Annotated in this window: 23 protein-coding genes and 1 pseudogene; 23 read left to right on the plus strand and 1 reads right to left on the minus strand. The window is 35.9% G+C overall.

What is annotated here, in order from left to right:
• Positions 1-98 precede the first annotated feature (98 nt).
• The 23 genes from JT739_RS05040 to JT739_RS05150 all read left to right on the plus strand — a co-directional run bounded on the left by JT739_RS05040 (position 99) and on the right by JT739_RS05150 (position 22,698).
• Positions 99-1,778, plus strand: coding sequence for a methylmalonyl-CoA mutase (locus tag JT739_RS05040; RefSeq protein ID WP_237660012.1), 1,680 nt, complete (start codon positions 99-101; stop codon positions 1,776-1,778).
• A 13-nt stretch (positions 1,779-1,791) separates the two neighbouring features.
• A complete protein-coding gene (locus JT739_RS05045; RefSeq protein ID WP_237660013.1) occupies positions 1,792-2,193 on the plus strand; it encodes a cobalamin B12-binding domain-containing protein in 402 nt (133 codons plus the stop codon).
• 20 nt (positions 2,194-2,213) lie between these two features.
• Positions 2,214-3,146: a methylmalonyl Co-A mutase-associated GTPase MeaB gene (meaB, locus tag JT739_RS05050; protein WP_237660014.1), complete on the plus strand. Its 933-nt coding sequence runs from the start codon at positions 2,214-2,216 to the stop codon at positions 3,144-3,146.
• A gap of 62 nt (positions 3,147-3,208) precedes the next feature.
• A complete protein-coding gene (gene mce, locus JT739_RS05055) occupies positions 3,209-3,607 on the plus strand; it encodes a methylmalonyl-CoA epimerase (protein WP_237660015.1) in 399 nt (132 codons plus the stop codon).
• Positions 3,608-3,618: 11 nt separating this feature from the next.
• Entirely contained in the window at positions 3,619-5,172 is a 1,554-nt protein-coding gene (locus JT739_RS05060) for an acyl-CoA carboxylase subunit beta (RefSeq protein WP_237660016.1), read from the plus strand.
• Between the two features lie 15 nt (positions 5,173-5,187).
• A complete protein-coding gene (locus JT739_RS05065) occupies positions 5,188-5,553 on the plus strand; it encodes an OadG family protein (protein WP_237660017.1) in 366 nt (121 codons plus the stop codon).
• Positions 5,554-5,592: 39 nt separating this feature from the next.
• Positions 5,593-5,988, plus strand: coding sequence for a biotin/lipoyl-containing protein (locus JT739_RS05070; RefSeq protein WP_237660018.1), 396 nt, complete (start codon positions 5,593-5,595; stop codon positions 5,986-5,988).
• A gap of 29 nt (positions 5,989-6,017) precedes the next feature.
• A complete protein-coding gene (locus JT739_RS05075; RefSeq protein ID WP_237660019.1) occupies positions 6,018-7,133 on the plus strand; it encodes a sodium ion-translocating decarboxylase subunit beta in 1,116 nt (371 codons plus the stop codon).
• Between the two features lie 59 nt (positions 7,134-7,192).
• Positions 7,193-8,587, plus strand: a complete 1,395-nt coding sequence (locus JT739_RS05080; RefSeq protein ID WP_237660020.1) for an oxaloacetate decarboxylase subunit alpha — start codon at positions 7,193-7,195, stop codon at positions 8,585-8,587.
• 82 nt (positions 8,588-8,669) lie between these two features.
• Positions 8,670-8,858 (plus strand): hypothetical protein, encoded by a 189-nt coding sequence (locus JT739_RS05085; protein WP_237660021.1) that lies wholly within the window; start codon positions 8,670-8,672, stop codon positions 8,856-8,858.
• Between the two features lie 106 nt (positions 8,859-8,964).
• Positions 8,965-9,501 carry a GNAT family N-acetyltransferase gene (locus JT739_RS05090; protein WP_237660022.1) on the plus strand — a complete coding sequence of 179 codons (537 nt, stop codon included), beginning with the start codon at positions 8,965-8,967 and terminating at the stop codon, positions 9,499-9,501.
• A 71-nt stretch (positions 9,502-9,572) separates the two neighbouring features.
• On the plus strand, positions 9,573-10,919 hold the full coding sequence (locus tag JT739_RS05095; protein WP_237660023.1) for a VanW family protein: 1,347 nt from the start codon (positions 9,573-9,575) through the stop codon (positions 10,917-10,919).
• A 110-nt stretch (positions 10,920-11,029) separates the two neighbouring features.
• On the plus strand, positions 11,030-11,812 hold the full coding sequence (locus tag JT739_RS05100; protein WP_237660024.1) for a uracil-DNA glycosylase: 783 nt from the start codon (positions 11,030-11,032) through the stop codon (positions 11,810-11,812).
• Between the two features lie 4 nt (positions 11,813-11,816).
• A complete protein-coding gene (gene miaB / locus JT739_RS05105) occupies positions 11,817-13,127 on the plus strand; it encodes a tRNA (N6-isopentenyl adenosine(37)-C2)-methylthiotransferase MiaB (RefSeq protein ID WP_237660025.1) in 1,311 nt (436 codons plus the stop codon).
• Positions 13,128-13,154: 27 nt separating this feature from the next.
• The gene (gene mutS / locus JT739_RS05110; RefSeq protein ID WP_237660026.1) at positions 13,155-15,746 is read left to right on the plus strand and encodes a DNA mismatch repair protein MutS; all 2,592 of its coding nucleotides are present in this window, start codon (positions 13,155-13,157) and stop codon (positions 15,744-15,746) included.
• A gap of 18 nt (positions 15,747-15,764) precedes the next feature.
• The gene (gene mutL / locus JT739_RS05115) at positions 15,765-17,621 is read left to right on the plus strand and encodes a DNA mismatch repair endonuclease MutL (RefSeq protein ID WP_237660027.1); all 1,857 of its coding nucleotides are present in this window, start codon (positions 15,765-15,767) and stop codon (positions 17,619-17,621) included.
• A gap of 6 nt (positions 17,622-17,627) precedes the next feature.
• Positions 17,628-18,572, plus strand: a complete 945-nt coding sequence (gene miaA, locus JT739_RS05120; RefSeq protein WP_237660028.1) for a tRNA (adenosine(37)-N6)-dimethylallyltransferase MiaA — start codon at positions 17,628-17,630, stop codon at positions 18,570-18,572.
• Positions 18,573-18,611: 39 nt separating this feature from the next.
• Complete coding sequence (gene hfq / locus JT739_RS05125; RefSeq protein ID WP_237660029.1) at positions 18,612-18,869, plus strand: RNA chaperone Hfq; 258 nt, start codon at positions 18,612-18,614, stop codon at positions 18,867-18,869.
• 125 nt (positions 18,870-18,994) lie between these two features.
• Positions 18,995-19,954 carry an AAA family ATPase gene (locus tag JT739_RS05130; RefSeq protein WP_237660030.1) on the plus strand — a complete coding sequence of 320 codons (960 nt, stop codon included), beginning with the start codon at positions 18,995-18,997 and terminating at the stop codon, positions 19,952-19,954.
• A 7-nt stretch (positions 19,955-19,961) separates the two neighbouring features.
• Complete coding sequence (locus tag JT739_RS05135; RefSeq protein WP_237660031.1) at positions 19,962-20,570, plus strand: GTPase; 609 nt, start codon at positions 19,962-19,964, stop codon at positions 20,568-20,570.
• Positions 20,551-21,135 carry a hypothetical protein gene (locus JT739_RS05140; protein ID WP_237660032.1) on the plus strand — a complete coding sequence of 195 codons (585 nt, stop codon included), beginning with the start codon at positions 20,551-20,553 and terminating at the stop codon, positions 21,133-21,135. The genes JT739_RS05135 and JT739_RS05140 overlap by 20 nt, the downstream gene beginning before the upstream one ends.
• 27 nt (positions 21,136-21,162) lie before the next feature.
• A complete protein-coding gene (locus tag JT739_RS05145; protein ID WP_237660033.1) occupies positions 21,163-21,387 on the plus strand; it encodes a hypothetical protein in 225 nt (74 codons plus the stop codon).
• 18 nt (positions 21,388-21,405) lie between these two features.
• Positions 21,406-22,698, plus strand: a complete 1,293-nt coding sequence (locus tag JT739_RS05150; RefSeq protein WP_237660034.1) for a methionine gamma-lyase family protein — start codon at positions 21,406-21,408, stop codon at positions 22,696-22,698.
• 161 nt (positions 22,699-22,859) lie between these two features.
• Here JT739_RS05150 and JT739_RS05155 read toward each other — a convergent pair.
• Positions 22,860-22,952 (minus strand): annotated as a pseudogene (locus tag JT739_RS05155) (cysteine hydrolase family protein); the annotation flags it as partial.
• Positions 22,953-22,970: the final 18 nt, after the last annotated feature.

The following is a 22,970-nucleotide window of genomic DNA, read 5'->3' on the forward strand; positions in this document are numbered from 1 at the left end:
TAATATTGCAATTTAAGTATGACATTTAAAGAATTAATTGTCTTTATAGGGAAAATAGTGTAATATATAATAAAGAATAAAAATAGGAGGGCGAATATATGTTTGACAAAGAGTCCCTCAGTAAGGTTAGTGAGTGTAAACAAAATTGGGAAAAAAATACTTTGAATAAGGTTTTAAGCAAAAGTCCAGAAAGAAAAGATGAGTTTTTAACAGGGTCCAATATAGAAATCAATCGCTTGTATACAGAATTAGATATACAAGACCTTGATTACATTGAAGATTTAGGGTTTCCTGGGGAATATCCTTATACTAGAGGGGTTTACCCCACAATGTATAGAGGCAGACTTTGGACTATGCGGCAGTATGCAGGTTTTGGAACCGCCGAAGAGTCTAATAAAAGATATAAATATTTATTATCGCAAGGTCAAACTGGATTAAGCGTTGCCTTTGATTTACCTACGCAGATAGGTTACGATTCGGATCATCCATTGTCAAAAGGCGAAGTTGGAAAAGTCGGAGTAGCTATTGACTCACTAAAAGACATGGAAATTTTATTCGAAGGAATTCCTTTAGATAAAGTAAGTACATCTATGACAATTAATGCTCCGGCAGCAATACTTTTGGCCATGTATATAGCAATTGCAGAAAAGCAAGGTATCACTCCCGATAAGCTGTCGGGCACTATTCAAAATGACATTTTAAAAGAATATGTGGCCAGAGGCACGTATATTTTTCCACCGGAACAATCCATGAGACTCATAACTGATATATTTGAGTACTGCTCAGCACATATGCCAAAATGGAACACTATTAGTATTAGCGGTTATCATATAAGAGAGGCAGGGGCAACTGCGGTTCAAGAAGTTGCATTTACCCTAGCAAATGGAATAGCCTACGTTGAAGCCGCTATAAAAGCAGGTCTTTCAGTTGATGATTTTGCACCGAGACTTTCATTTTTCTTCAACGCACACAACGATCTGTTAGAAGAAGTGGCTAAATTCCGAGCAGCACGTAGATTATGGGCAAAGATTATGAAAGAGAAGTTTAAAGCACAAAATCCAAAATCAATGATGCTGAGATTTCATACTCAAACTGCAGGTTCTACTTTAACAGCTCAACAACCAGACAACAACATAGTCAGAGTTACAATACAGGCTCTGGCAGCTGTTTTAGGAGGCACTCAATCACTTCATACCAATTCGCGTGATGAGGCTTTAGCACTGCCTACTGAAGATTCTGTACGTATCGCCCTTAGAACTCAACAGATAATCGCCTATGAAAGCGGAGTTACTGAAACTGTTGACCCGCTAGCTGGTTCCTACTATGTAGAATCTTTGACGAATGCTATAGAACAAAAAGCCAAAGAGTATATTGAAAAAATAGAAAAAATGGGCGGCGCACCCAAAGCTATACAAAAAGGTTACATACAACAAGAAATCCAAAATAGTGCCTATAATTATCAAATGGAAATAGAACAAGGTAAAAGAATAGTTGTAGGAGTAAACAAATTCCAAATCCAAGAAGAGCAACCAAAGGATTTACTAAAAGTTGATCCATCGGTTGGAGAGCTCCAAGAACAAAAAATTAAGCAATTAAAGGCTACTCGTGATAATTTACAAGTTAATGCAGTGCTAGAAGAATTAAAACAATGTGCCCAAACTGATAAAAATCTTATACCCATAATAATAAAATGTGTAAAGGCCTATTGTACTTTGGGCGAAATATGCGATGCTTTGCGAGCTGTCTTTGGCGAATACAAAGCTCCTATAAATCTATGAAGGGGTGAAATTGATGACTGGCAGTAAAACTATTAGAGTTTTAATTGCTAAACCCGGTCTTGACGGTCATGACAGGGGGGCTAAAGTCATTGCACGAGCATTGCGGGACTCGGGAATGGAAGTTATTTATACCGGGCTTAGACAAACTCCCGAACAAATAGTAGAAGCAGCAATACAGGAAGATGTTCAGGTTATAGGGCTTTCCATTCTCTCCGGCGCACATAATTTTCTCTTTCCACGGGTGATAGAACTCTTAAAAGAAAAAAATGCAGAAGATATACTGGTTATAGGTGGAGGGGTTATACCTGAAGAAGATATTCCTGGGTTAAAAAAAGCCGGTATAAAAGAGATTTTCACCCCTGGAACCCCTACATCTGCAATTGTAGAATTTATTAAAAACAATGTTAAAGTTTAGACCGAAAGGTGTAACATAAAATGGATATTGTCCCCGGTATTTTAAAAGGTGATAAAAGAAGCATAGCAAGGTTAATTACCCTTATTGAAAATCAAGCAGATGAAGCAAGAGACTTGTTGAAGCAGCTCTATAAATTCACTGGCAATGCAATAACCCTCGGCATAACTGGGCCGCCGGGTGCTGGGAAAAGCAGTATCGTAAATTTTTTAGCTAAAAAATTCCGTGAAAATAATAAAAAAGTAGGCGTTATTGCAATTGACCCTACAAGCCCTTTTTCCGGTGGGGCACTTTTAGGAGATAGAATCAGGATGCAGGATTTAACCCTAGATGACGGTATTTATATACGGAGCATGGGAAGCCGTGGAGCCTTAGGCGGGCTTTCACGAGCTTCCTATGATGCTGTAAAAGTTCTCGATGCTGCAGGTATGGACTATATCATTATCGAGACCGTTGGTGTAGGGCAATCAGAAGTAGATATAATTAAACTGGCTGATATTGTGGCTTTAGTGCTGATTCCTGGTATGGGAGATGAAGTACAGGCTATTAAAGCAGGTGTTATGGAAATTGCAGATATTTTTGTAGTAAACAAATCTGATATGGATGGAGCAGATCGCTTAATAACCGAGATACAAATGAACCTTGATTTAAATCAAGATAAAAACAAAGTTAAGCCTCCAATATTAAAAACAGTTGGTACAACAGGAGAAGGTATAGCAGACCTTTACAAAACAATCATTGATGTTCAAAAACAACTGCAAGATAGCGGTATGCTGACAAACAAGCGAAAAACTCGCATTAATCAAGAACTACAGGAACTAATAAGAGAAATCCACTTAAAACAGATAATCTCATCTTTTGAAACACAAATCCGTATATTTACCGAAAAGGCCTTAAACAAAGAAATAGATCCCTATTCAGCCGCTGTTTATATACTGGAAAATGCAAAATTATAACTAAAAAAAGAAGATTTTTTTGTATATCCAAATGAAGCCATATTTGAAAGGAGGGATTTGACATGATACAAAAAATTGACCATATTGGTATTGCAGTTAAAAGTATTGATGAAGCAATGAAAATTTATACCGAAATTTTAGGGCTTAAGGTTACGGGAATTGAAACCGTAGAAGAACAAAAAGTTAAAACTGCCTTTATACCCATTGGTGAGAGTGAAATTGAGCTATTAGAGTCTACATCTCCAGATGGCCCTATAGCCAAATTTATTGAAAAGCGGGGAGAAGGCATACAGCATATAGCTTTAAGAGTTGATAATATTGAAGCAAAACTTAAAGAATTAAAAGAAAAGGGTATTCGTCTTATTGATGAAAGCCCTAGACTTGGAGCAGGAGGTGCTAAAATAGCCTTTATTCACCCCAAAGACACAAAAGGAGTCTTAATAGAATTATGTGAAAGATAAGGAGGAACAGCATGGAAACAATTGAAACAAAACTTAAGATCTTGCAGCAAAAGCGTGAGATAATAGAAAAAGGCGGTGGGGAAAAACGCATACAAAAACAACATCAAAGTGGAAAACTGACTGCTCGAGAAAGAATAGAAAAGCTTTTGGACAAAGATAGCTTTGTAGAAATTGATGCTTTTGTAGAACACAGATCAATCCAATTTGATATGCAATACACCAAAGCTCCAGGTGAAGGCGTAGTAACTGGTTATGGTACAATTGATGGCAGGCTGGTTTTTGTTTTCGCTCAGGACTTTACGACAATTGGTGGATCTTTGGGAGAAATGCATGCTGCAAAAATATGTAAAGTCATGGACATGGCCAATAAAATGGGTGCACCCTTGATTGGCTTGAATGACTCAGGAGGCGCTAGAATTCAGGAAGGCGTTGACGCCTTAAAAGGTTATGGCGAAATCTTCTTAAGAAATACCCTGTCATCTGGTGTAATACCGCAGCTTTCGGTTATATTAGGTCCATGTGCCGGCGGAGCAGTATATTCACCAGCTTTGACCGATTTTGTATTTATGGTATCAGGTATTAGCAAGATGTTCATTACAGGTCCCCAAGTAATTAAAGCAGTAACCGGCGAAGAAGTCACACCTGAGGAATTGGGAGGAGCAACTGCTCACAACGAAAAAAGCGGTGTGGCACATTTTATAAGCCAAAACGAAGAACAATGCTTTGAGCAGATCAAAAAATTACTGTCTTACATACCATCTAACAATCTTGAAGACCCACCATACAAAGCAACAACGGATGATCCTGCAAAGATCATACCAGAATTAAACACAATAATTCCTGTAGATCCTAATAAACCTTACGACATGAAAGATGTTATAAAGCTTGTAGTGGATAATAATGACTTCTTTGAAGTACAACCACTTTATGCTCAAAATTTAATAACAGGTTTTGCTAGACTTTCAGGCCATAGTGTGGGAATATTAGCTAATAATCCAAAACATCTTGCCGGCTGCCTTGATATTAACGCTTCTGACAAGGCCGCAAGATTTATTAGATTTTGCGATGCCTTTAATATACCCCTTGTAACCTTTACCGATACACCTGGATACTTGCCTGGAGTAGCCCAAGAACATGGAGGCATAATTAGGCATGGTGCAAAGCTCCTATACGCCTATTCCGAAGCAACAGTGCCAAAACTTACGGTTATTACACGAAAAGCTTACGGTGGAGCATATATAGCCATGTGTTCAAGGCACTTGGGTGCAGATCAGGTCTTTGCATGGCCTACAGCTGAAATAGCCGTAATGGGGCCGGAAGGAGCAGCAAACATTATCTTCAAAAAAGAAATAGAAAACTCAGAAGATCCTATAACAACGAGACAACAAAAAATTGATGAATATCGGAATAACTTTGCCAACCCATATCAAGCAGCAGCTAGAGGGTATGTAGATGATATTATTGAACCCGCTGCAACAAGGGCAAAACTTATCTCGGCACTAGAAATGTTAATGAGTAAAAGTGAAAAAAGACCGGCCAAGAAACATGGCAATATCCCTGTATAAAGGAGGCTACTAAACTTGACAACAGCGCAAATACTTCAAGAATCTCTTAAAACTACTTTATTGGGGATGGGGCTGGTATTAGGAACATTATACATTTTGTCACTAATCCTAGACCTGACAAAAATAATTTTTGCTCCCAGCTCAAATGGAAAAAGAAATGAAGCTTTATCTGAGAGGGAACAAATTATAGAAGAAGGAAAAACTGATGTAACCGAAGCGCAAGATGATACTCAATTAATAGCTGTAATTGCCGCAGCCCTAGCTCAGTATTTACAAACTCCTGTATCAAACATAAAAATAGGTTCAATACGAAAGATCCATGAAAAAACTCCTATATGGGGCATGGAGTCGAGAATATATAATATCAACAACAAGCTTTAATAAACTTTAATATACATATTCAAGAAAGGAGAACAAGAAATGAAAAAATACAAAATAACTGTAAATGGACAAACTTATGAAGTTGAAGTAGAAGAAATAGGAGGAACTTTTAGCGAAACAACACCTGCCCAACCTGAACCTACTCCAGCAGTATCAAAAGTACAGCAACCTCAGCCACAACCCAAGCCACAAGCTAAACCTAAGACATCAGGAACTGCTGGTAAAAATAAAATTACTGCTCCTATGCCTGGTACAATTCTATCAATCAAAAAGAAACCCGGTGATAAAATTCAAAAAGGCGATGTTATCATGATTCTTGAAGCCATGAAAATGGAAAACGAAATAGTTGCTCCAGATAGCGGTACAATAACCTCAATAGATATAAGTGAAGGAGCTTCTGTTAATACAGGTGATACACTTGCTACCTTTGAATAAAATAAGCCATAAACTGGAGGAGAGAAACAGTGCTTGAACGGATTTTAGATTTCTTCCAACACACGGGATATGCAAATATAAGCTTTGAACAGTTTATCATGATAATAATAGCGTGCTTTTTGATGTACCTTGCCATAGTAAAAAAATATGAGCCGCTGCTACTTGTGCCAATAAGCTTTGGTATGTTACTTGCAAACATACCTGTGGCAAACCTTATGACAGAAGGTAAATTTCTATACTGGATATATCAAGGAGTTAAACTGAATATATATCCCCCCCTTATCTTTTTAGGTGTGGGGGCAATGACCGACTTTGGGCCTCTTATTGCAAATCCCAGAAGTTTACTACTGGGTGCAGCAGCTCAGTTAGGTATATTTACAAGTTTCATAGGAGCAAGTTTTCTAGGGTTTACCTTTAAAGAAGCCGCATCAATAGGAATAATAGGGGGAGCCGATGGCCCAACAGCAATATTTTTAACAAGCCAACTGGCACCACATCTGCTAGGAGCTGTTGCAATAGCTGCTTACTCGTATATGGCCTTAGTTCCAATTATTCAACCTCCTATAATGCGTGCCCTTACAACCAAAAAAGAACGTCAGGTAACTATGGAACAACTTAGGCCTGTATCAAAAACCGAAAAAATCATATTCCCAGTAATAGTCACTATCTTGGCAAGTTTCTTAGTACCTGACGCAGCAGCCTTAATTGGTTGCCTAATGTTAGGTAATCTCTTTAGAGAGTGTGGAGTTGTAGATAGATTATCCAAAACTGCTCAAAATGAACTCATTAACATTGTTACTATACTGATAGGCACCACTGTTGGTGCTACTGCCAGCGCTGAAAACTTTTTAAGGTGGGAAACCATAAAGATAGTAATATTGGGTCTTGCAGCCTTTTGCGTGGGAACGGCTGGTGGAGTTCTTTTTGGAAAAATCATGTACGTATTATCAAAAGGTAAGGTCAATCCACTCATCGGCTCTGCTGGTGTTTCAGCAGTGCCGATGGCAGCTAGAGTATCACAAGTGGTAGCCCAGGAAGAAAAACCTGGAAACTTCATTCTCATGCATGCTATGGGGCCTAATGTAGCTGGGGTTATTGGTTCCGCTATTGCTGCTGGTGTGCTGCTGTCGCTATATGGTGGTTAATATAAAATTTTCACATTAATGCTTCAATGTTATTACCATCTTCAGAAAGGAGAATAGAATTGCAGCAGAGAAAGGTAGGAATAACCGATACTATTTTAAGAGATGCTCATCAATCGCTTATAGCTACGCGAATGAAAACAGAGGAGATGCTGCCAATTGCAGAAAAGCTTGATCAGGTTGGTTATCACTCCTTGGAAATGTGGGGTGGTGCTACTTTTGACAGCTGTCTCCGGTTTTTAAATGAGGATCCATGGGAGAGGCTTCGCAAAATCAAAGCAAAAGTTAAAAATACCCCCTTACAGATGCTTTTAAGAGGCCAAAACCTTTTAGGATACCACCACTATGCCGATGATGTAGTTGAAATGTTTGTAAAAAAATCAGTGGAAAACGGTATAGATATTATTCGAATTTTTGATGCGCTAAATGATATAAGAAATCTAAAGAAAGCTATAGAAGCAACAAAAGCAGCTGGTGCTCATGCACAGGGAACAGTGGTGTACACAATAAGTCCCGTTCACAACAATGACTATTACGTGGATTTAGCTAAGCAATTAGAAGAAATGGGTATTGATTCCCTCTGCATTAAAGATATGGCAGGCCTTTTGTCGCCATATGATGCTTATGAATTGGTTTCACGTTTAAAGAAAGAAATTAAAGTACCTATACAGCTTCACAGCCACTATACCAGTGGCATGGCTTCAATGACTTATTTAAAAGCAATTGAAGCTGGGGTAGATGTCGTAGATACTGCTTTGTCGCCTTTTGCATTGGGGACATCGCAACCCCCTACAGAAACAATGATTGCTGTGCTAAAAAATACCCCTTACGATACCGGACTTGATTTGGAACTAATTTCAAGCATATCTGAACACTTTAAACAAGTTAGAAGCAACTATAAAATTGACAGTGTAATAACTATGGTTGATGCCATGGTCCTCAACTATCAGATACCAGGCGGAATGCTCTCTAACCTAACAAGCCAATTAAAACAACAAAATGCTCTTGACAAACTTCCCGAAGTGTTAAAGGAAGTACCAAGAGTTAGAGAAGATTTAGGCTATCCGCCTTTGGTCACTCCTACAAGCCAAATAGTTGGTACACAAGCAGTAATTAATGTAATTACCGGCGAGCGGTATAAAATGGTAATAAATGAAGTTAAAAATTATGTTCGCGGCCTGTATGGAAAACCGCCGGCTCCAATTAAAGATGAAATTAAGAAAAAAATCATAGGTGATGAAGAAGTCATTACCTGCCGCCCTGCGGATTTACTGGAACCTGAGCTTGAAAAATACGCTAAAGAAATATCTTACTACATTGAGCAAGAAGAGGATATTTTAACATATGCGCTCTTCCCGCAAATAGCCGAAAAGTTCTTCAAGGAGCGACAAGCAAAGAAATATAAAGTAGACAGCGAATTAGTCAATAAAGATAAATTTGATGTTTATCCAGCATAAAAAATATGGATAATTTTGGAACTTGCTCCATATAATACCCTTAACAAGGGTATTTTTTTTTATTAGTTTTGGAGGGATTAATGTGGATGAAAGCATTGAAAGCATTAAAATAAAAGTAAAAATATTAGAAGATAGAGTTAATTCTCTTCGCCTTGGCCGCAGAATCTTAATGAATTTATTAATAGAACAAGAGCATTCTAAAAATCTAGAAATAAAAAGACTAACCAATGAAATAAAAAGATTAAAACGCATTCTCAAATACAGCCGTTAATGGTTAACTTTACATAAAGGACTTTTTTATTTTTAGTTGAATAAAAGCATATTGTAAGTTATATTAGAGAAGTATCTAATACATCAAACTACGGGGAAGTGTATTTATGTATTTGTGTAAAGGGGAAAAAACTAATTTAAGACAAATAAAACCATCTGACTTTGACAAAATAATATCCTGGCAGCAAAATCAACATCTTAAAGAATACATCGGAGATAAACTGCCAATGACTTTGAAAGAGTGTGAAAGTAGATATTTAGCATCTTCTAATTTTTTAAATCGCATTTTAGGCATCGAAGACAAAAACGGTAATTTTATTGGTGAAATCGAAATAAATAATATAAGATGGAAAAATAAGCAAGCCGAACTTTTTCTTTACATAGGGGAAAAAAATTTGTGGGGGCAAGGTTATGGTTATGATGCTCTAAAGACTTTTTTAGATTATATTTTCAACGAGAAAAAATTTACATACATTTATCTTAGGGTTTATGAGCATAACAAAAGGGCAATTAGGTGCTATGAAAAACTGGGATTTAAAAAACGAGGAATTTTGCGTTTTAGAAAAGGCAAGGTCGATAGTGATAATCTTATATTGATGGATATCAGTTCTTCCGAAATACAAAGCAAACAACACATTCAATAAATCTAATAGTCATTTTTTTTAAAACTATCGATTATACATAAAAGTAAAAGATATGCAAAGCGGGTGACGTGGTGATTAAAAAAATTGCCGCTTGTATCTTGATTTTACTTTTATGTATAGGAGTTGCATTGCTCATAGATGATTATAAATATAATACAGTAATACCTGATGGTATATACATAGGTTTTATGCATATTGGCGGTTTGACAAGAAAAGATGCGAAGGATAGGCTACATAAATTTATCGATAAAATTTTGCAAAGTCAAATCACTTTAACATATGATGATCATAAGTGGTTTTTTGATGTATCTGAACATGTTGAGATTGACGTAAATAAAAGCATTGAAGACATAATAAAATATACCCAAAATGGAAATTTTATAACAAGATTTATTTTAAGGCAGCAACTAAAAAAGAACCCGTTGGTTGTAAACCCTGTTGTAATTTATAAAGAGAACAATTTACAAAGGACTTTTGAAAAAATAAACGAAACTATATTTATGGAACCCAAAAACGCATCTTTCAAAGTGAAAGGTGATTCAGTTTCAATAGTTGATGATGTTGATGGTAAAATATTAGATGATAATAAACTTAAGGAAGATATTATTTCAAATTTATGGTTTTGTGATGAAGAATTGACATTGGAAATTCCAATAAAAAAACTAAAAGCTGATGTGACAACAGAAGATTTGAAAGCTTTAGAAATCAAAATAAAAATAGCAGAGTATTCCACAAAGTTTGACAAATCACAGAAAGGAAGGACTAAAAATATAAGGCTTGCTGCAGAAAAAATTAACGGATATATACTTTCACCGGGAGATATTTTTTCTTTTAACAATGTAGTTGGTGAACGCACTAGAGATAAGGGATATCAAGAGGCGCCAGTTTTTATTGGAAACCAAACAGTTTCTGATATAGGTGGTGGTGTATGCCAAGTATCTAGTACCCTATATAATCTTGCTTTATTGACAAACCTTGAAATAATCGAAAGAACAAATCACTCTTTGCCCGTAAGCTATGTGCCCCTTGGTAGGGATGCAACCGTAAATTATGATACTATTGACTTAAAGTTTAAAAACAACACCGAAGGAAACCTTTTATTAATATCAGAAGTCGTTGAAGACACTTTAACAGTTAAATTTTTTGGCAAAGATAAGTTGCCCTTTTCTGTCGAATTAATATCTGAAACTGTTAAAACAATACAACCTCCAGTGACAATAAGAGAAGACAAAAATTTACCAAATGGTGAAGTAAGAATAAAGCAAGGAACACCCGGTTTTACAGTTAAACTCTGGAAAAAGTATATTAGCTCGGAAGTTGAAGAAAAAAGTTTAGTATCAATAGATACATATAATCCAACTCCTACACTGCTGTACACCGGTGTAAAAGCAGTGGAAGAAGACCAAAAGTACAATTAAATCAAAATGAAGATTAAAAAAGACTTTTGAAGTCTTTTTTTATTTGATTGGGGTTGGTTAATGTTTAATTGAATTTATGCTATAATAAAGCATAGAATGGGGGTATTCTTATGGCAATTGATGATGAGATTAAGCAATTATTTACAGCAGCACAGATTAACCTACCTGAAAGTATGAAATTGGTAATCGAGCTAAAAGATAAATTTGACATCACAGAATGTAGCGCCGATACAATACTTCAATCTATTAAAACTGATGATGAACAAGCAGGGGAAAAAAGAGTCTATTTATCTAGCAGAATAAGAGAATCATTAAATTCCTGCCAAAGATGCCCTCTATATCTGTCAGAAAGCAATACCCGAAAGGTACCAGGTGAAGGGCCATTAAATTCACCATTAGTATTAATTGGTGAAGGTCCAGGTCTTGATGAAGATAAACAGGGACGTCCTTTTGTAGGAAGAGCCGGGCAGTTGCTTACGACTATTTTAGATAAACTCAACATAGATCGCCAAAAAATATATATAACAAATGTTGTTAAATGCAGGCCGCCACAGAACAGGACGCCTATAAAAAAAGAAATCGATGCATGCTCTCATAATCTAGAACTAGAATTATCGATAATTTCACCTAAAGTTATAATTGCTTTAGGGGCAGTCCCTTTAAATTACTTTAAACCTGGCAGCAGTATAATGAGAGAACGCGGTAGATGGATTGTCAGCAAAGACTATTGGATTATGCCGACTTTTCATCCAGCGTATATATTGCGTCAACAAGGAAAAACTTTAACAAAAGTAAAATGGGCGGTATGGCAAGATTTCAATAATGCAATAAAAAAATTAACAGAGCTTTGTCCGGAAGCAATTTCAAAGATAAGTTGCAATAAGAAGGAGTGAAAGCGTGAAATACAAGATACTAACTTGGGGCTGTCAGATGAATATTCATGACAGTGAAACCATTGCTGGAATTTTGCAAAATATGGGATATAGTCCAGCTGATACATTAAAAGAGGCTGATGTAATAATTTTAAACACGTGCTGCGTCAGAGAAAATGCAGAAAGAAAAGTATACGGCAGAATTGCACAGTTAAAGCAATTTAAACTGAGAAATCCAAATTTAATCTTGGCAGTTTCAGGTTGTATGGTTCAACAACCCCATGTGGTTGAATATATATCTGAAAAACTGCCCTATGTAGATATTTTATTCGGGATAAAAAATGTTCACAAACTTCCTGAACTTATAGAAAACGCAAGACAAGCAGAATTCCCTGTAGTTGAAGTGATGGAAAGTTCGGAAATCAAAGAGAATCTTCCAATTGAACGAATGGATAACTCAAGAGCTTGGGTAACTATAACCTACGGTTGTAATAACTTCTGCAGTTATTGTATAGTTCCATACGTAAGGGGAAGGGAAAAGAGCCGACTACCGGAAGATATTATAAGTGAAGTTGAAGCCCTTGCAAAAGAAGGTTTTATTGAGATAAATCTCTTAGGGCAGAATGTAAATTCATATGGTAAAGATTTGGAAAAACCCGTAGCTTTTCATGAGCTATTGAGAAGAGTAAATGATGTGGAAGGTATTAAGCGTATCAGATTCTTAACTTCACATCCTAAGGATTTGTCCGATGAACTTATATTGACTATGAAAGAATGCGAAAAGGTCTGTGAACATATACATTTACCTGTTCAAGCAGGAAGCAACCGAATATTATCTAAGATGAACAGAAAATATACCAGGGAACACTATATAAACTTAATAAAGAAACTGAGAGAAGCTATTCCCAATATTGCAATTTCCACAGACATTATTGTAGGTTTTCCTGGGGAAACCGAAGAGGATTTTTTGGATACTCTGAATTTAGTCAAAGAGGTGGAATTTGATCTAGCCTATACTTTCATGTATTCTAAACGCAAAGGTACTCCTGCTGCTGAAATGCCAGATCAAATCGATGATGATGTAAAAAAAGACCGTTTAAACAGATTAATGCAGGTTCAAGATGCTATAACAGCAAAGAAAAATATGGAGCTTAAAGGTACTGTGCAAGAGGTGTTAGTTGAAGGAATTAGCAGAGGCAAGATAAAAAAATTGTCAGGACGTACTAGGACAAATAAAGTCGTCAATTTTGACGGCGGTAGAGATTTAATAGGTAAACTTGTAAATGTAGAAATTACTGAACCACACACTTGGTCATTATTGGGCAGGATTATCTGAAGAAATGTAGGGGGTTTTTTTCTTTAAATGGATACTCCTATGATGAGTCAGTATAAAGAAATAAAAAGTAAATATAGTGACTATATAGTTTTTTTTCGCCTTGGCGATTTCTATGAGATGTTCTTTGAAGACGCATATATCTGTTCAAAAGAACTTGATATAGCATTAACTTCCAGAGATCCTCAAAATAAAGTTCCCATGGCTGGAGTGCCCTACCATACAGCTAATCAATACATCTCCAAACTTGTATCAAAAGGCTATAAAGTAGTTATATGTGAACAGGTAGAAGACCCCAAGCTTGCAAAGGGAATTGTTAAGCGGGAAGTAGTCAAAATTGTTACACCCGGAACCATCACTGATCTAAGTGCTTTGGAGGATAACAAGAACAATTATTTAGGGTGTATCATTAAACAAAACGATAAGTTTGGGCTTGCTTTTGTTGACTTAATGACAGGGGAATTTGATATTACGGAAATAGTGTCATCTTACCCCTTTCATGAAGTCATAAATGAAGTTAGCCGTTTTGAACCAAGGGAATGCTTAGTTACTGAAAGATTAGCCAAGGAAAAGCCTTTTAATAAAAACCTTAGAGAAAACCTAAAGATTTATTTTACAGTAAAAGGCGAAGATTTCTTTGAGGAAGAAGTTTTTAATTTATTGATTTCACATTTTGGCAAAGAAAAAATTGCAAACCTTGATGATAAAAAATTAGCTTTAAAGGCAGCAGGTGCATCCTTAAAATATTTAAATGAGACGCAAAAATTGAACCTGTCTCATATTAATTCTATTTCATACTATCAAAACTGTGATTATATGATTTTAGATTACACCTGCCGCAAAAACTTGGAGATTACCGAAAGTCTGCGCGACGGCAAAAAAGTGGGAAGTCTTTTGTGGGTTCTAGATAAAACTTCAACAGCCATGGGAGCGCGTTTACTTAGAAAATGGCTTGAACGACCGCTAATTGATATTTTAAGAATTAAGCAACGGCAGGATGCAGTTGAAGAGTTGCTTAGTGATTTTTTCTTAAGGTCAGATATAAAGGAGTTATTAAAAAACACTCATGATCTTGAACGTTTAACCGGCAAACTAGTCTGCGGAAATGCCAACGCAAGAGATCTGTTGGCGATAAAAACTGCTATAATGAAACTGCCTAAAATTAAACAGGTTCTTTTAAAATGTGATTCCAAACTTTTAAATCATATCTATGAACAACTAGATACTTTAGAAGATGTATATGAGTTATTAGATAAAGCTATATCAGAAGATCCTCCTCTGACGATAAAAGAGGGAGATATAATAAAAGAAGGATATAACTCAGAAATAGATTTACTCAGAAAAGCTGCCCGTGAAGGCAAGGCATGGATAGCAAATTTAGAATCAAAAGAGCGGGAAAGAACTGGTATTAAATCATTAAAAATAGGATTTAATAAGGTCTTTGGCTATTACATAGAAGTGACTAAATCAAATCTTGCAATGGTTCCTGAAGATTATATAAGGAAACAAACACTGGTTAATTCGGAGCGCTACATTACTGAACAATTAAAAGAATACGAAGAATTAATACTTAATTCAAAAGAAAAACTTCAGGAATTAGAATACAACATCTTTTGTAAAGTCAGGAATCAGGTCATCGATGAAATACCTAGGTTAAAGCACAGTGCCTACTATTTAGCAATGCTGGATGTATTGGTTTCCCTTGCCGAAGTTGCATATAAAAACAACTATGTAAAACCAGAAATAATGCTAAACGATGAAATAAACATAACTGATGGTAGACATCCGGTAGTTGAGCTGACACTGAAAGATGAGCTGTTCATACCTAATGATACCCATATAAACTGCAAAGACAGCCTAATTTCTATCATTACAGGCCCTAATATGGCGGGCAAGTCTACTTATATGCGGCAAGTGGCTTTGATCGTTATAATGGCCCAAATCGGCAGTTTCGTACCTGCAAAAAAAGCTCAAATATGTATTGTGGATCGGATTTTTACACGTATCGGAGCGGCAGATAATTTAGCAATGGGACAAAGCACTTTTATGGTGGAAATGATGGAAGTTGCCAACATACTAAATAATGCAACTGAAAAAAGCCTTTTGATATTGGATGAAGTAGGTAGGGGTACAAGTACTTTTGATGGCCTTTCTATAGCTTGGGCAGTATTAGAATTTATACAGGAAAAATTAAAGTGCAAAACACTTTTTGCAACTCATTATCATGAACTAACAGCCTTAAGAAATTTAAAAGGAATTAAAAACTATAAAATTACGGTTAAGGAAAAAGATGAAGATATTATTTTTCTGAGAAAAATTGTCCCTGGTGAAACCGATAAAAGTTATGGCATACAGGTCGCAAAATTAGCAGGTGTACCGAATTCTGTAATTAACAGAGCCAAAAAGTTCTTGGCGAGCTTAGAGCAAAATAAAACAGACAATAAAGTAGCTTTGCCAGAAATTGCAGTTACCAACGATAATGCTGCAAAGGACAATCAGCTTAGCCTTGAACATTATAAAAACCAAGAAATAATAGAAAAAATAAAAGCGCTTAACATTGATACAACTACACCGCTAGAGGCTTTAAATTTTGTACATTCCATAAAGCGTCAATTGATTTAAGGAGAAGGGAACAAGTTTATGGGGAAAATTAAAATTTTAGGGCAGGACGTAGCATCGAAAATTGCTGCTGGAGAGGTTATTGAAAGGCCGGTTTCGGTAGTAAAGGAATTAGTAGAAAACTCTATCGATGCTGGCAGTAAAAATATTATTATCGAAATTAGTGATGGCGGCAAAGAGTGCATAAAAGTAATAGATGACGGTGAAGGTATGTCAGCAGAGGATGTCAAACTTGCTTTTGAAAGGCATGCAACAAGTAAGATTGAAAAAGTCGATGACATCTTTAACATAAATACTCTAGGATTTAGGGGAGAAGCTTTAACGAGCATCGCTGCAGTATCAGAGTTATTACTTCAGACAAAAGTAAGAGGGCAGTCTATAGGTACTTTATGTAAAATCAGCGGTGGTACAATTAAAGATTTCGGTGAAGTTGCAACGAAAGACGGTTGCCTTATAGAAGTTAGAAACCTCTTTTTTAATACACCTGCTCGATTAAAATTTTTAAGTAACAAAACCCATGAGTCATCACATATCATTGATTTAGTTTCAAGGCTTGCCCTTGGAAATATAAACATCTCATTTAGACTTATCATAGATGGTAAGGAAGTATTTTATTCCAGTGGAAATGGCAATTACAGAGAAGTCATTGCTAAAATATATGGTGTTAAATTAGCAAGAGAAGTTATACAAATAGAAAAAGGCTTTGATGGTGGCAAAATATGGGGATATGTATGCCCTCCTAGCTTTAATCGCGGCAATCGCTCAGGTCAGACTTTTTTTGTAAATCGTCGTTTTATAAAGGATCCGGGGCTGGCCTCTTGCCTGGAAAGGGCATACAAAACCATGATGCCCGTCAAACGTTTCCCCATAGCTGTAATTTTTATAGATATAGATAATTCAAAAGTAGATGTAAACGTCCACCCAGCCAAAATGGAGATAAAGTTCCAAAACCAAAACCAGGTTCATCAAGCACTTTTTCATGCTGTAAATGATAGTCTAATGCAACATGTGCTAATACCAAGAGAAACATATAGTGAATACTCAAGAGAATGCCCAAAAAACACAACACAAATGTCACAGTTAAATCTTGACAGAGAAATGATGCCAAAAGATGTATATAATTCCAGCAATTTCAGCAAAATATATGACAGCAGGGAATTTAGTAGTATTAAAGAAGAATTTATTAGGGAAACCCCAGTTATAAAAAAAGAGGTTTATTTGAAAAATAACCAGGAAACAAGACCTCCATCTGAACCAGATGTATTTTCTATTGAAGTCATATCTACAGGAGCCATAACTAAAAAATTTGAATATAATAAGATTTTAGGTCAATTATTTAATACATATATTGTTGTTGAGGGAAATGCCGATGAGTTTTATCTGATAGACCAACATGCAGCCCATGAACGAATATTATATGAGCTTTATTCTAATCGATATACAAAACCGCCAGAATCTCAAACATTAGTCACACCCCAGGTGTTACATTTATCTGCTCGAGAGATAATGCTTATAGAATATTATAAAGATGATTTTATAAAGCTCGGTTTTGATATCTCAGTTTTTGGAACGGATTCTGTCCTTGTTAGAGCAGTTCCTTATGTATTTAATAAACCGATGGATCCTATGACACTTAGAGATATTTTAGATCAAATCAATAGCAATCAGTATGCCGGATTACCTGAAAGTGAAAAGTTTATTATATCCATGTCATGTCATTCAGCTATAAAAGCGGGTGATGTTTTGTCTCAAATGGAAATGAATGAACTAATTCAGCAGCTTGCTAAAACCCAATGTCCTTATACGTGTCCCCATGGAAGACCCACTATAATCTCCATGAGCTTAGAGGAACTGGAAAAGAAATTTAAAAGGACCTAAACTAAAATGAAAAAAAAATTGTTAGTAGTAATAGTGGGGCCTACAGCAGTGGGGAAAACCGAAATTGCTATAGAAGTGGCAAAGAAAATTGATGCAGAAATAGTTTCCGCTGATTCAATGCAAATATATCGTTACATGGATATAGGAACAGCCAAACCTTCTCAAGAAGAGCAAGATGGAATTGTACACCACATGATAGACATCATAGACCCAGATGAGGAATTTAGCGCTGCTGACTTTCAAGTAAGAGCAAAAGAATGCATCGAAGATATTCATAAGCGAAATAAAATCCCACTGCTGACTGGGGGCACAGGTTTTTATATAAATTCTATATGTTACAATTATACTTTTTCTAATGCTCAAAAAGATGATTCTTTTAGGAGTTTATTACAAAAGGAAGCTGAACAATATGGAAACGAATACTTACATAAAAAGCTACAACAACTTGACCCTATTGCAGCACAAAAAATACATCCTAACAATTTGCGAAGAGTAATCCGTGCTATTGAAGTATGTATAAAAACAGGCAAACCTTTTTCGTATTATGAAGAAAAGACGAAAAAACAAGAAAGTAAATATAACTTGTTAATGTACGGCTTAACAAGGCCAAGAGACGAATTATACCGACGTATTGATGAAAGAGTAAATAAAATGATAGACATGGGACTTATTGAAGAAGTACAAAGGCTTTTAAAAATGGGATATAGCCCTGATTTAAATTCAATGCGAGGCCTTGGTTACAGTCAGATAATCGATTATCTCTATGGTAAGACAACTCTCAAAGAAGCTATTTACCTAATTGCTAGAGATACAAGGCATTATGCAAAGCGACAATATACTTGGTTTTTACGAGACAAAAATATCCTTTGGTTTGATGTTTCAAAAGAAGGGAAAGAGAAAACAATATCAAATATTGTTAACGATATTGAAGGGAAATTAAAAAATACCTAGAATATTAAATAAAACAAAATAATATGAGGGGGACCCACAATGACAAAAGCACAAATAAATCTACAAGATAGTTTTCTAAATCAGTTAAGAAAGGAGAACATACCTGTTACAATTTATCTTGTTAATGGTTTTCAATTAAAAGGTCTAATAAAAGGTTTTGACAATTTCACGATTGTTCTTGATTCTGAAGGGAAACAACAGCTGGTATATAAACATGCGGTTTCTACTGTTACACCTTTTAAAGCAATTAATTTTAATCAGGGTGTAACAGATCAAAGAAAGTCTGATGAAGGCTAGATATATTACAAAAAAGGAGCTGCTGCATACAAACGATATGTTTGTTTTGCAGCAGCTCCTTTTTTGTAACCTATAGTTGAACTTATGCATAAGATAAATTGATATGGTATTTTAGAGGTGATTTTATGACTCATAAAGTAAAACATACAATAGATAATCCTAGCCAAATACACGCCATGTTAATTGATGGAGTTATTACGCCCTGTCAAGCACTAGCTATGTTTAGCGAATTAGACACTCATAAAATACCATTGGGGAGAAGTAACGAGGAAGAAAGTTTGGAAGATATCATGAAGGAACTGGATCAATTGATTGGCCTTTCCAAAGTAAAAGATCTGGTAAAAGAAATTCAAGCTTTTGCTCAAATACAAAAGAAAAGACAAGAAGCCAAGCTTTTAACAGAACCCCAAGTTCTTCATATGATTTTTAAAGGAAATCCAGGCACCGGCAAAACAACAGTTGCAAGATTGCTTGGCAAAATGTTTAAACATATGGGGATTTTGCAAAGGGGCCATACTGTTGAAGTAGAACGGGCGGATCTAGTAGGAGAATACATTGGACATACTGCCCAAAAGACCCGTGATCAGATTAAGAAAGCCCTTGGTGGGATATTGTTTATAGATGAAGCATATTCATTAGGAAGAGGGGGAGAAAAGGACTTTGGCAAGGAAGCTATCGATACTTTAGTAAAAGCCATGGAAGATTACAAGGATAATCTTATTGTGATTTTAGCAGGATATAAAGATGAAATGGAACGGTTTTTGCAAATCAATCCTGGCCTTAGGTCAAGATTTCCTATACAAATCGAATTTAACGACTATAGCGTAAATGAGTTGATGCAAATTGCTAATATGATGGTTGAAAAGAGACAATATAAATTTAGCCCAGAGGCACTCATTAAGTTTGAAACGATTTTGCAAAATCGTAAAAATGATATAAACTACGATAAATTGGGAAATGCAAGACTTGTTAGGAATATGATAGAGAAAGCTTTAAGACGTCAGGCATTGCGCCTGGTAAACCAAAAAGTGATTTCCAGAGAAGACCTACTTCAAATTAAACCGGAGGATATTTCGGAGGTGTAATATTTAAATGAAACAATGTACGATCATAGGCAAAACAAATGTAGGTAAAACATTGTTTTTAATAAACTTTGCCGAATATCTAGGATTAAAATCCCTAGATATAAATTTTGCATTCAATGAGGGCTCCGAAAAATTCAAAAACTTTTCCTGCAAAAATGCCATTTCAAACCTTGTAGACGAAAATCCTCATAAAACACGTTGTATACAGTCTATGACCTTGGATTTTCCAATGGGGAAAGGAAAAAAAAAGATTAAACTTGTGGATACAGCCGGTTTTATTGATGGTATTCATCCAGATTTAGAGGTGCGAAAAGCCATTTCTCAGACTCTTTCAATTATACGTGATTCAGATATTATTCTACATATAATTGATGCTTATGCAGCGAAAAAGCAGGATTTGCCCAGCTCAATGGGTGAAGTTGACTATCAGATTGCTCAATTTGCTCAATTAAAAAGGGGATATGCAATTTTGGCAAATAAAATGGATCTTGCGGGAGCAGAAGAGGGCCTTAAAAAGATTAAAGAAGAGTTCTCAGGCCATGTAATATTTCCGATTTCTGCTCTCTATAAAAGGGGTTTTAAAGAGGTGAAAACATTTGTTGCCCGGAATATCTAAAATTTTTTTTCTAAAAAAATTTTTTTCTGTTTTAATTGTAGGTTTCGCAATAAAGATAATGGATGATTATATAGATCAGGACATTGATGTCATAAAAAATGAGCCAAACCTTTATATTGCGCTTGAATACGGCGGGTTGCCTTATGCTTTGCTATTATTGTCATTGGCAGCTGTAATAGACTCGGATGCCGCTATAAGTTTATTTCTTTCTAGCTTTGCAGTAGGAATGGTAGGAAACTTAACGGTTAAAATGCCATCAGGTTTATACGGATTTTTTGAAAGTATAATTGTTATATTGCTAGGGATCATTCTCTTTAAGTCGGAAATGCTATCATCTTTGTTTATAATGGCCGCTATTCAGCTATGGGATGATTTCTTGGATTACGAAAATGATAATATGAGCAAAAAAAATTTGGCGTTTTTATTAGGCAAAGTCGAATGTTTACTGCTAGCTATTATTTTTTTTCTTTTAACAGTTTTCTTTGACTACGTAAAAGCCATAACGTCGATTATAGCAATGCACATAATTATTTACATAATAAAATTGTTAGGCAATCAAAGATAAAAATATAGATTAAAAGGGGAGAACCATATGCTTTTTGATAAAGTACTTCTTATTGCCGTGTTGGAAATCGCGGTCTTTTTATTTGGATATGCCATAGGTAGAAGGGTAGGAAAACGGGAGGGTATAACTGAAGGTATGAGTTTATTGCCTTTAGATTTGAAGAAGCAATTATATGAAACGTCTATATGTCCGCTGTGCAGTCAACAGTTGAACACAAATAAAAATTGTGATAAGATACATAATCGAGATTAAGGTGAAAGAGGCAAAAAAATGGAAACAAAATTTTATAATACTAACGCGATTGCTGCAAAAGATTTTGGTATTAAGACGGAGATTTTAAAAATGTCAGAAGTTGTTTCAGAAGAAATTGCACCTATACTGAGAGATATTGAACGAATCGCTGAATTTAACCAGCTAAAAGTATTAGCCGCAATGAAAAATTCTTTGCTAAGTGACTATCATCTTAGCGACTCAACTGGATACGGTTACAATGATACAGGAAGAGAAAAAATAGAGCAAATATATGCAGAAATCTTCAAAGCCGAAGATGCTCTTGTGCGGCCTCAAATAGTATCGGGCACTCATGCTATAACGCTGTGTCTTTTAGGTGTTCTGAGACCTGGTGATGAGCTTTTAAGTGCCACCGGCACACCTTACGATACCTTACACAATGTGTTATATGGGGATAATTGCGGTTCTTTAAAGGATTTTGGCATAAAATATAAGGAAGTTAGCTTAAAAGACAATAAACCTGATTATAATGGGATTAAAGCAAATATTAATAAAAAAACTCGAATGGTTTTAATACAGCGTTCCAGAGGTTACAGTCTAAGACCTGCTATGAGCATTGATGAAATTGGACAGCTTATAAAATTTATAAAAAGCATTAAGCGTGACATAATATGTTTTGTAGATAACTGTTATGGAGAATTTGTAGAAGTAAGAGAACCTATAGAAGTAGGGGCGGATTTATGTGCCGGTTCTCTAATAAAAAATCCCGGGGGTGGAATAGCCTTTACAGGAGGGTATGTGGTCGGAAAAAGGGAATTAGTTAAATTGTGCGCTTATAGACTTACAGCACCGGGGCTAGATAAAAACTGCGGTTCATCAATGTTTTCTAATCGTTTAATAGCGCAAGGCCTTTTTTATTCACCGAAGGTAGTAGGCGAAGCTTTAAAAGGAGCTGTATATACTTCCCGGATAATGGAAAAATTCGGCTTTGAAGTAAGTCCAAAGTTCGATGAAAAGCGAAGCGATATAGTGACTGCAGTGATATTGAGAAATAAAAATGCTTTAATTAGCTTTTGTAGGGGTATACAAAAGGTTGGTCCTGTGGATTCACATGTTCAACCTGAACCATGGGATATGCCAGGCTATGACCATCAAGTTATTATGGCAGGCGGAAGCTTCATACAGGGCTCTTCCATTGAGCTTAGTGCCGATGGCCCCATAAGGGAACCATATGCAGTATACATACAAGGCGGCTTAAATTTTGCTCATATAAAACTGGGAGTAATGAGCGGTCTTCAAGCTTTAATGGAGAGCGGTAATCTTAAATTATAGTTTTAGTGACTATAAAATCATGACCACCCGTAAAACGGGTGGTCTGCTCTAGCCCTATAAGGGCATTTACTGGCAGAGCCTTAAGGCTCACTGAATGGTCCGCCAACCGCATGTTTTTCTCAAACCACCCCTAAAGGGGTTATTTCTTTTTGTTCTTGTTTACCGGCTAAAAACAGCTCATCAACTCCCTTTTCTCTTAAGTAAAGATCCAAATCAGTCCCAAAAAAGGCACTGTAGCGTCTTTTTCTTATTATTTTGTTCTTCTATCCTTC

Source organism: Tepidanaerobacter sp. GT38 (genome assembly GCF_021991635.1).
Classification (GTDB): domain Bacteria; phylum Bacillota; class Thermosediminibacteria; order Thermosediminibacterales; family Tepidanaerobacteraceae; genus DTU063.

What these genes read in the sequence shown, in the direction of transcription:
- JT739_RS05040 (WP_237660012.1), top strand. Translation starts at nt 99, where the DNA reads ATGTTTGACAAAGAGTCCCTCAGTAAGGTTAGTGAGTGTAAACAAAAT.
- JT739_RS05045 (WP_237660013.1), top strand. Translation starts at nt 1,792, where the DNA reads ATGACTGGCAGTAAAACTATTAGAGTTTTAATTGCTAAACCCGGTCTT.
- meaB (WP_237660014.1), top strand. Translation starts at nt 2,214, where the DNA reads ATGGATATTGTCCCCGGTATTTTAAAAGGTGATAAAAGAAGCATAGCA.
- mce (WP_237660015.1), top strand. Translation starts at nt 3,209, where the DNA reads ATGATACAAAAAATTGACCATATTGGTATTGCAGTTAAAAGTATTGAT.
- JT739_RS05060 (WP_237660016.1), top strand. Translation starts at nt 3,619, where the DNA reads ATGGAAACAATTGAAACAAAACTTAAGATCTTGCAGCAAAAGCGTGAG.
- JT739_RS05070 (WP_237660018.1), top strand. Translation starts at nt 5,593, where the DNA reads ATGAAAAAATACAAAATAACTGTAAATGGACAAACTTATGAAGTTGAA.
- JT739_RS05090 (WP_237660022.1), top strand. Translation starts at nt 8,965, where the DNA reads ATGTATTTGTGTAAAGGGGAAAAAACTAATTTAAGACAAATAAAACCA.
- JT739_RS05100 (WP_237660024.1), top strand. Translation starts at nt 11,030, where the DNA reads ATGGCAATTGATGATGAGATTAAGCAATTATTTACAGCAGCACAGATT.
- mutS (WP_237660026.1), top strand. Translation starts at nt 13,155, where the DNA reads ATGGATACTCCTATGATGAGTCAGTATAAAGAAATAAAAAGTAAATAT.
- mutL (WP_237660027.1), top strand. Translation starts at nt 15,765, where the DNA reads ATGGGGAAAATTAAAATTTTAGGGCAGGACGTAGCATCGAAAATTGCT.
- miaA (WP_237660028.1), top strand. Translation starts at nt 17,628, where the DNA reads ATGAAAAAAAAATTGTTAGTAGTAATAGTGGGGCCTACAGCAGTGGGG.
- hfq (WP_237660029.1), top strand. Translation starts at nt 18,612, where the DNA reads ATGACAAAAGCACAAATAAATCTACAAGATAGTTTTCTAAATCAGTTA.
- JT739_RS05130 (WP_237660030.1), top strand. Translation starts at nt 18,995, where the DNA reads ATGACTCATAAAGTAAAACATACAATAGATAATCCTAGCCAAATACAC.
- JT739_RS05135 (WP_237660031.1), top strand. Translation starts at nt 19,962, where the DNA reads ATGAAACAATGTACGATCATAGGCAAAACAAATGTAGGTAAAACATTG.
- JT739_RS05145 (WP_237660033.1), top strand. Translation starts at nt 21,163, where the DNA reads ATGCTTTTTGATAAAGTACTTCTTATTGCCGTGTTGGAAATCGCGGTC.
- JT739_RS05150 (WP_237660034.1), top strand. Translation starts at nt 21,406, where the DNA reads ATGGAAACAAAATTTTATAATACTAACGCGATTGCTGCAAAAGATTTT.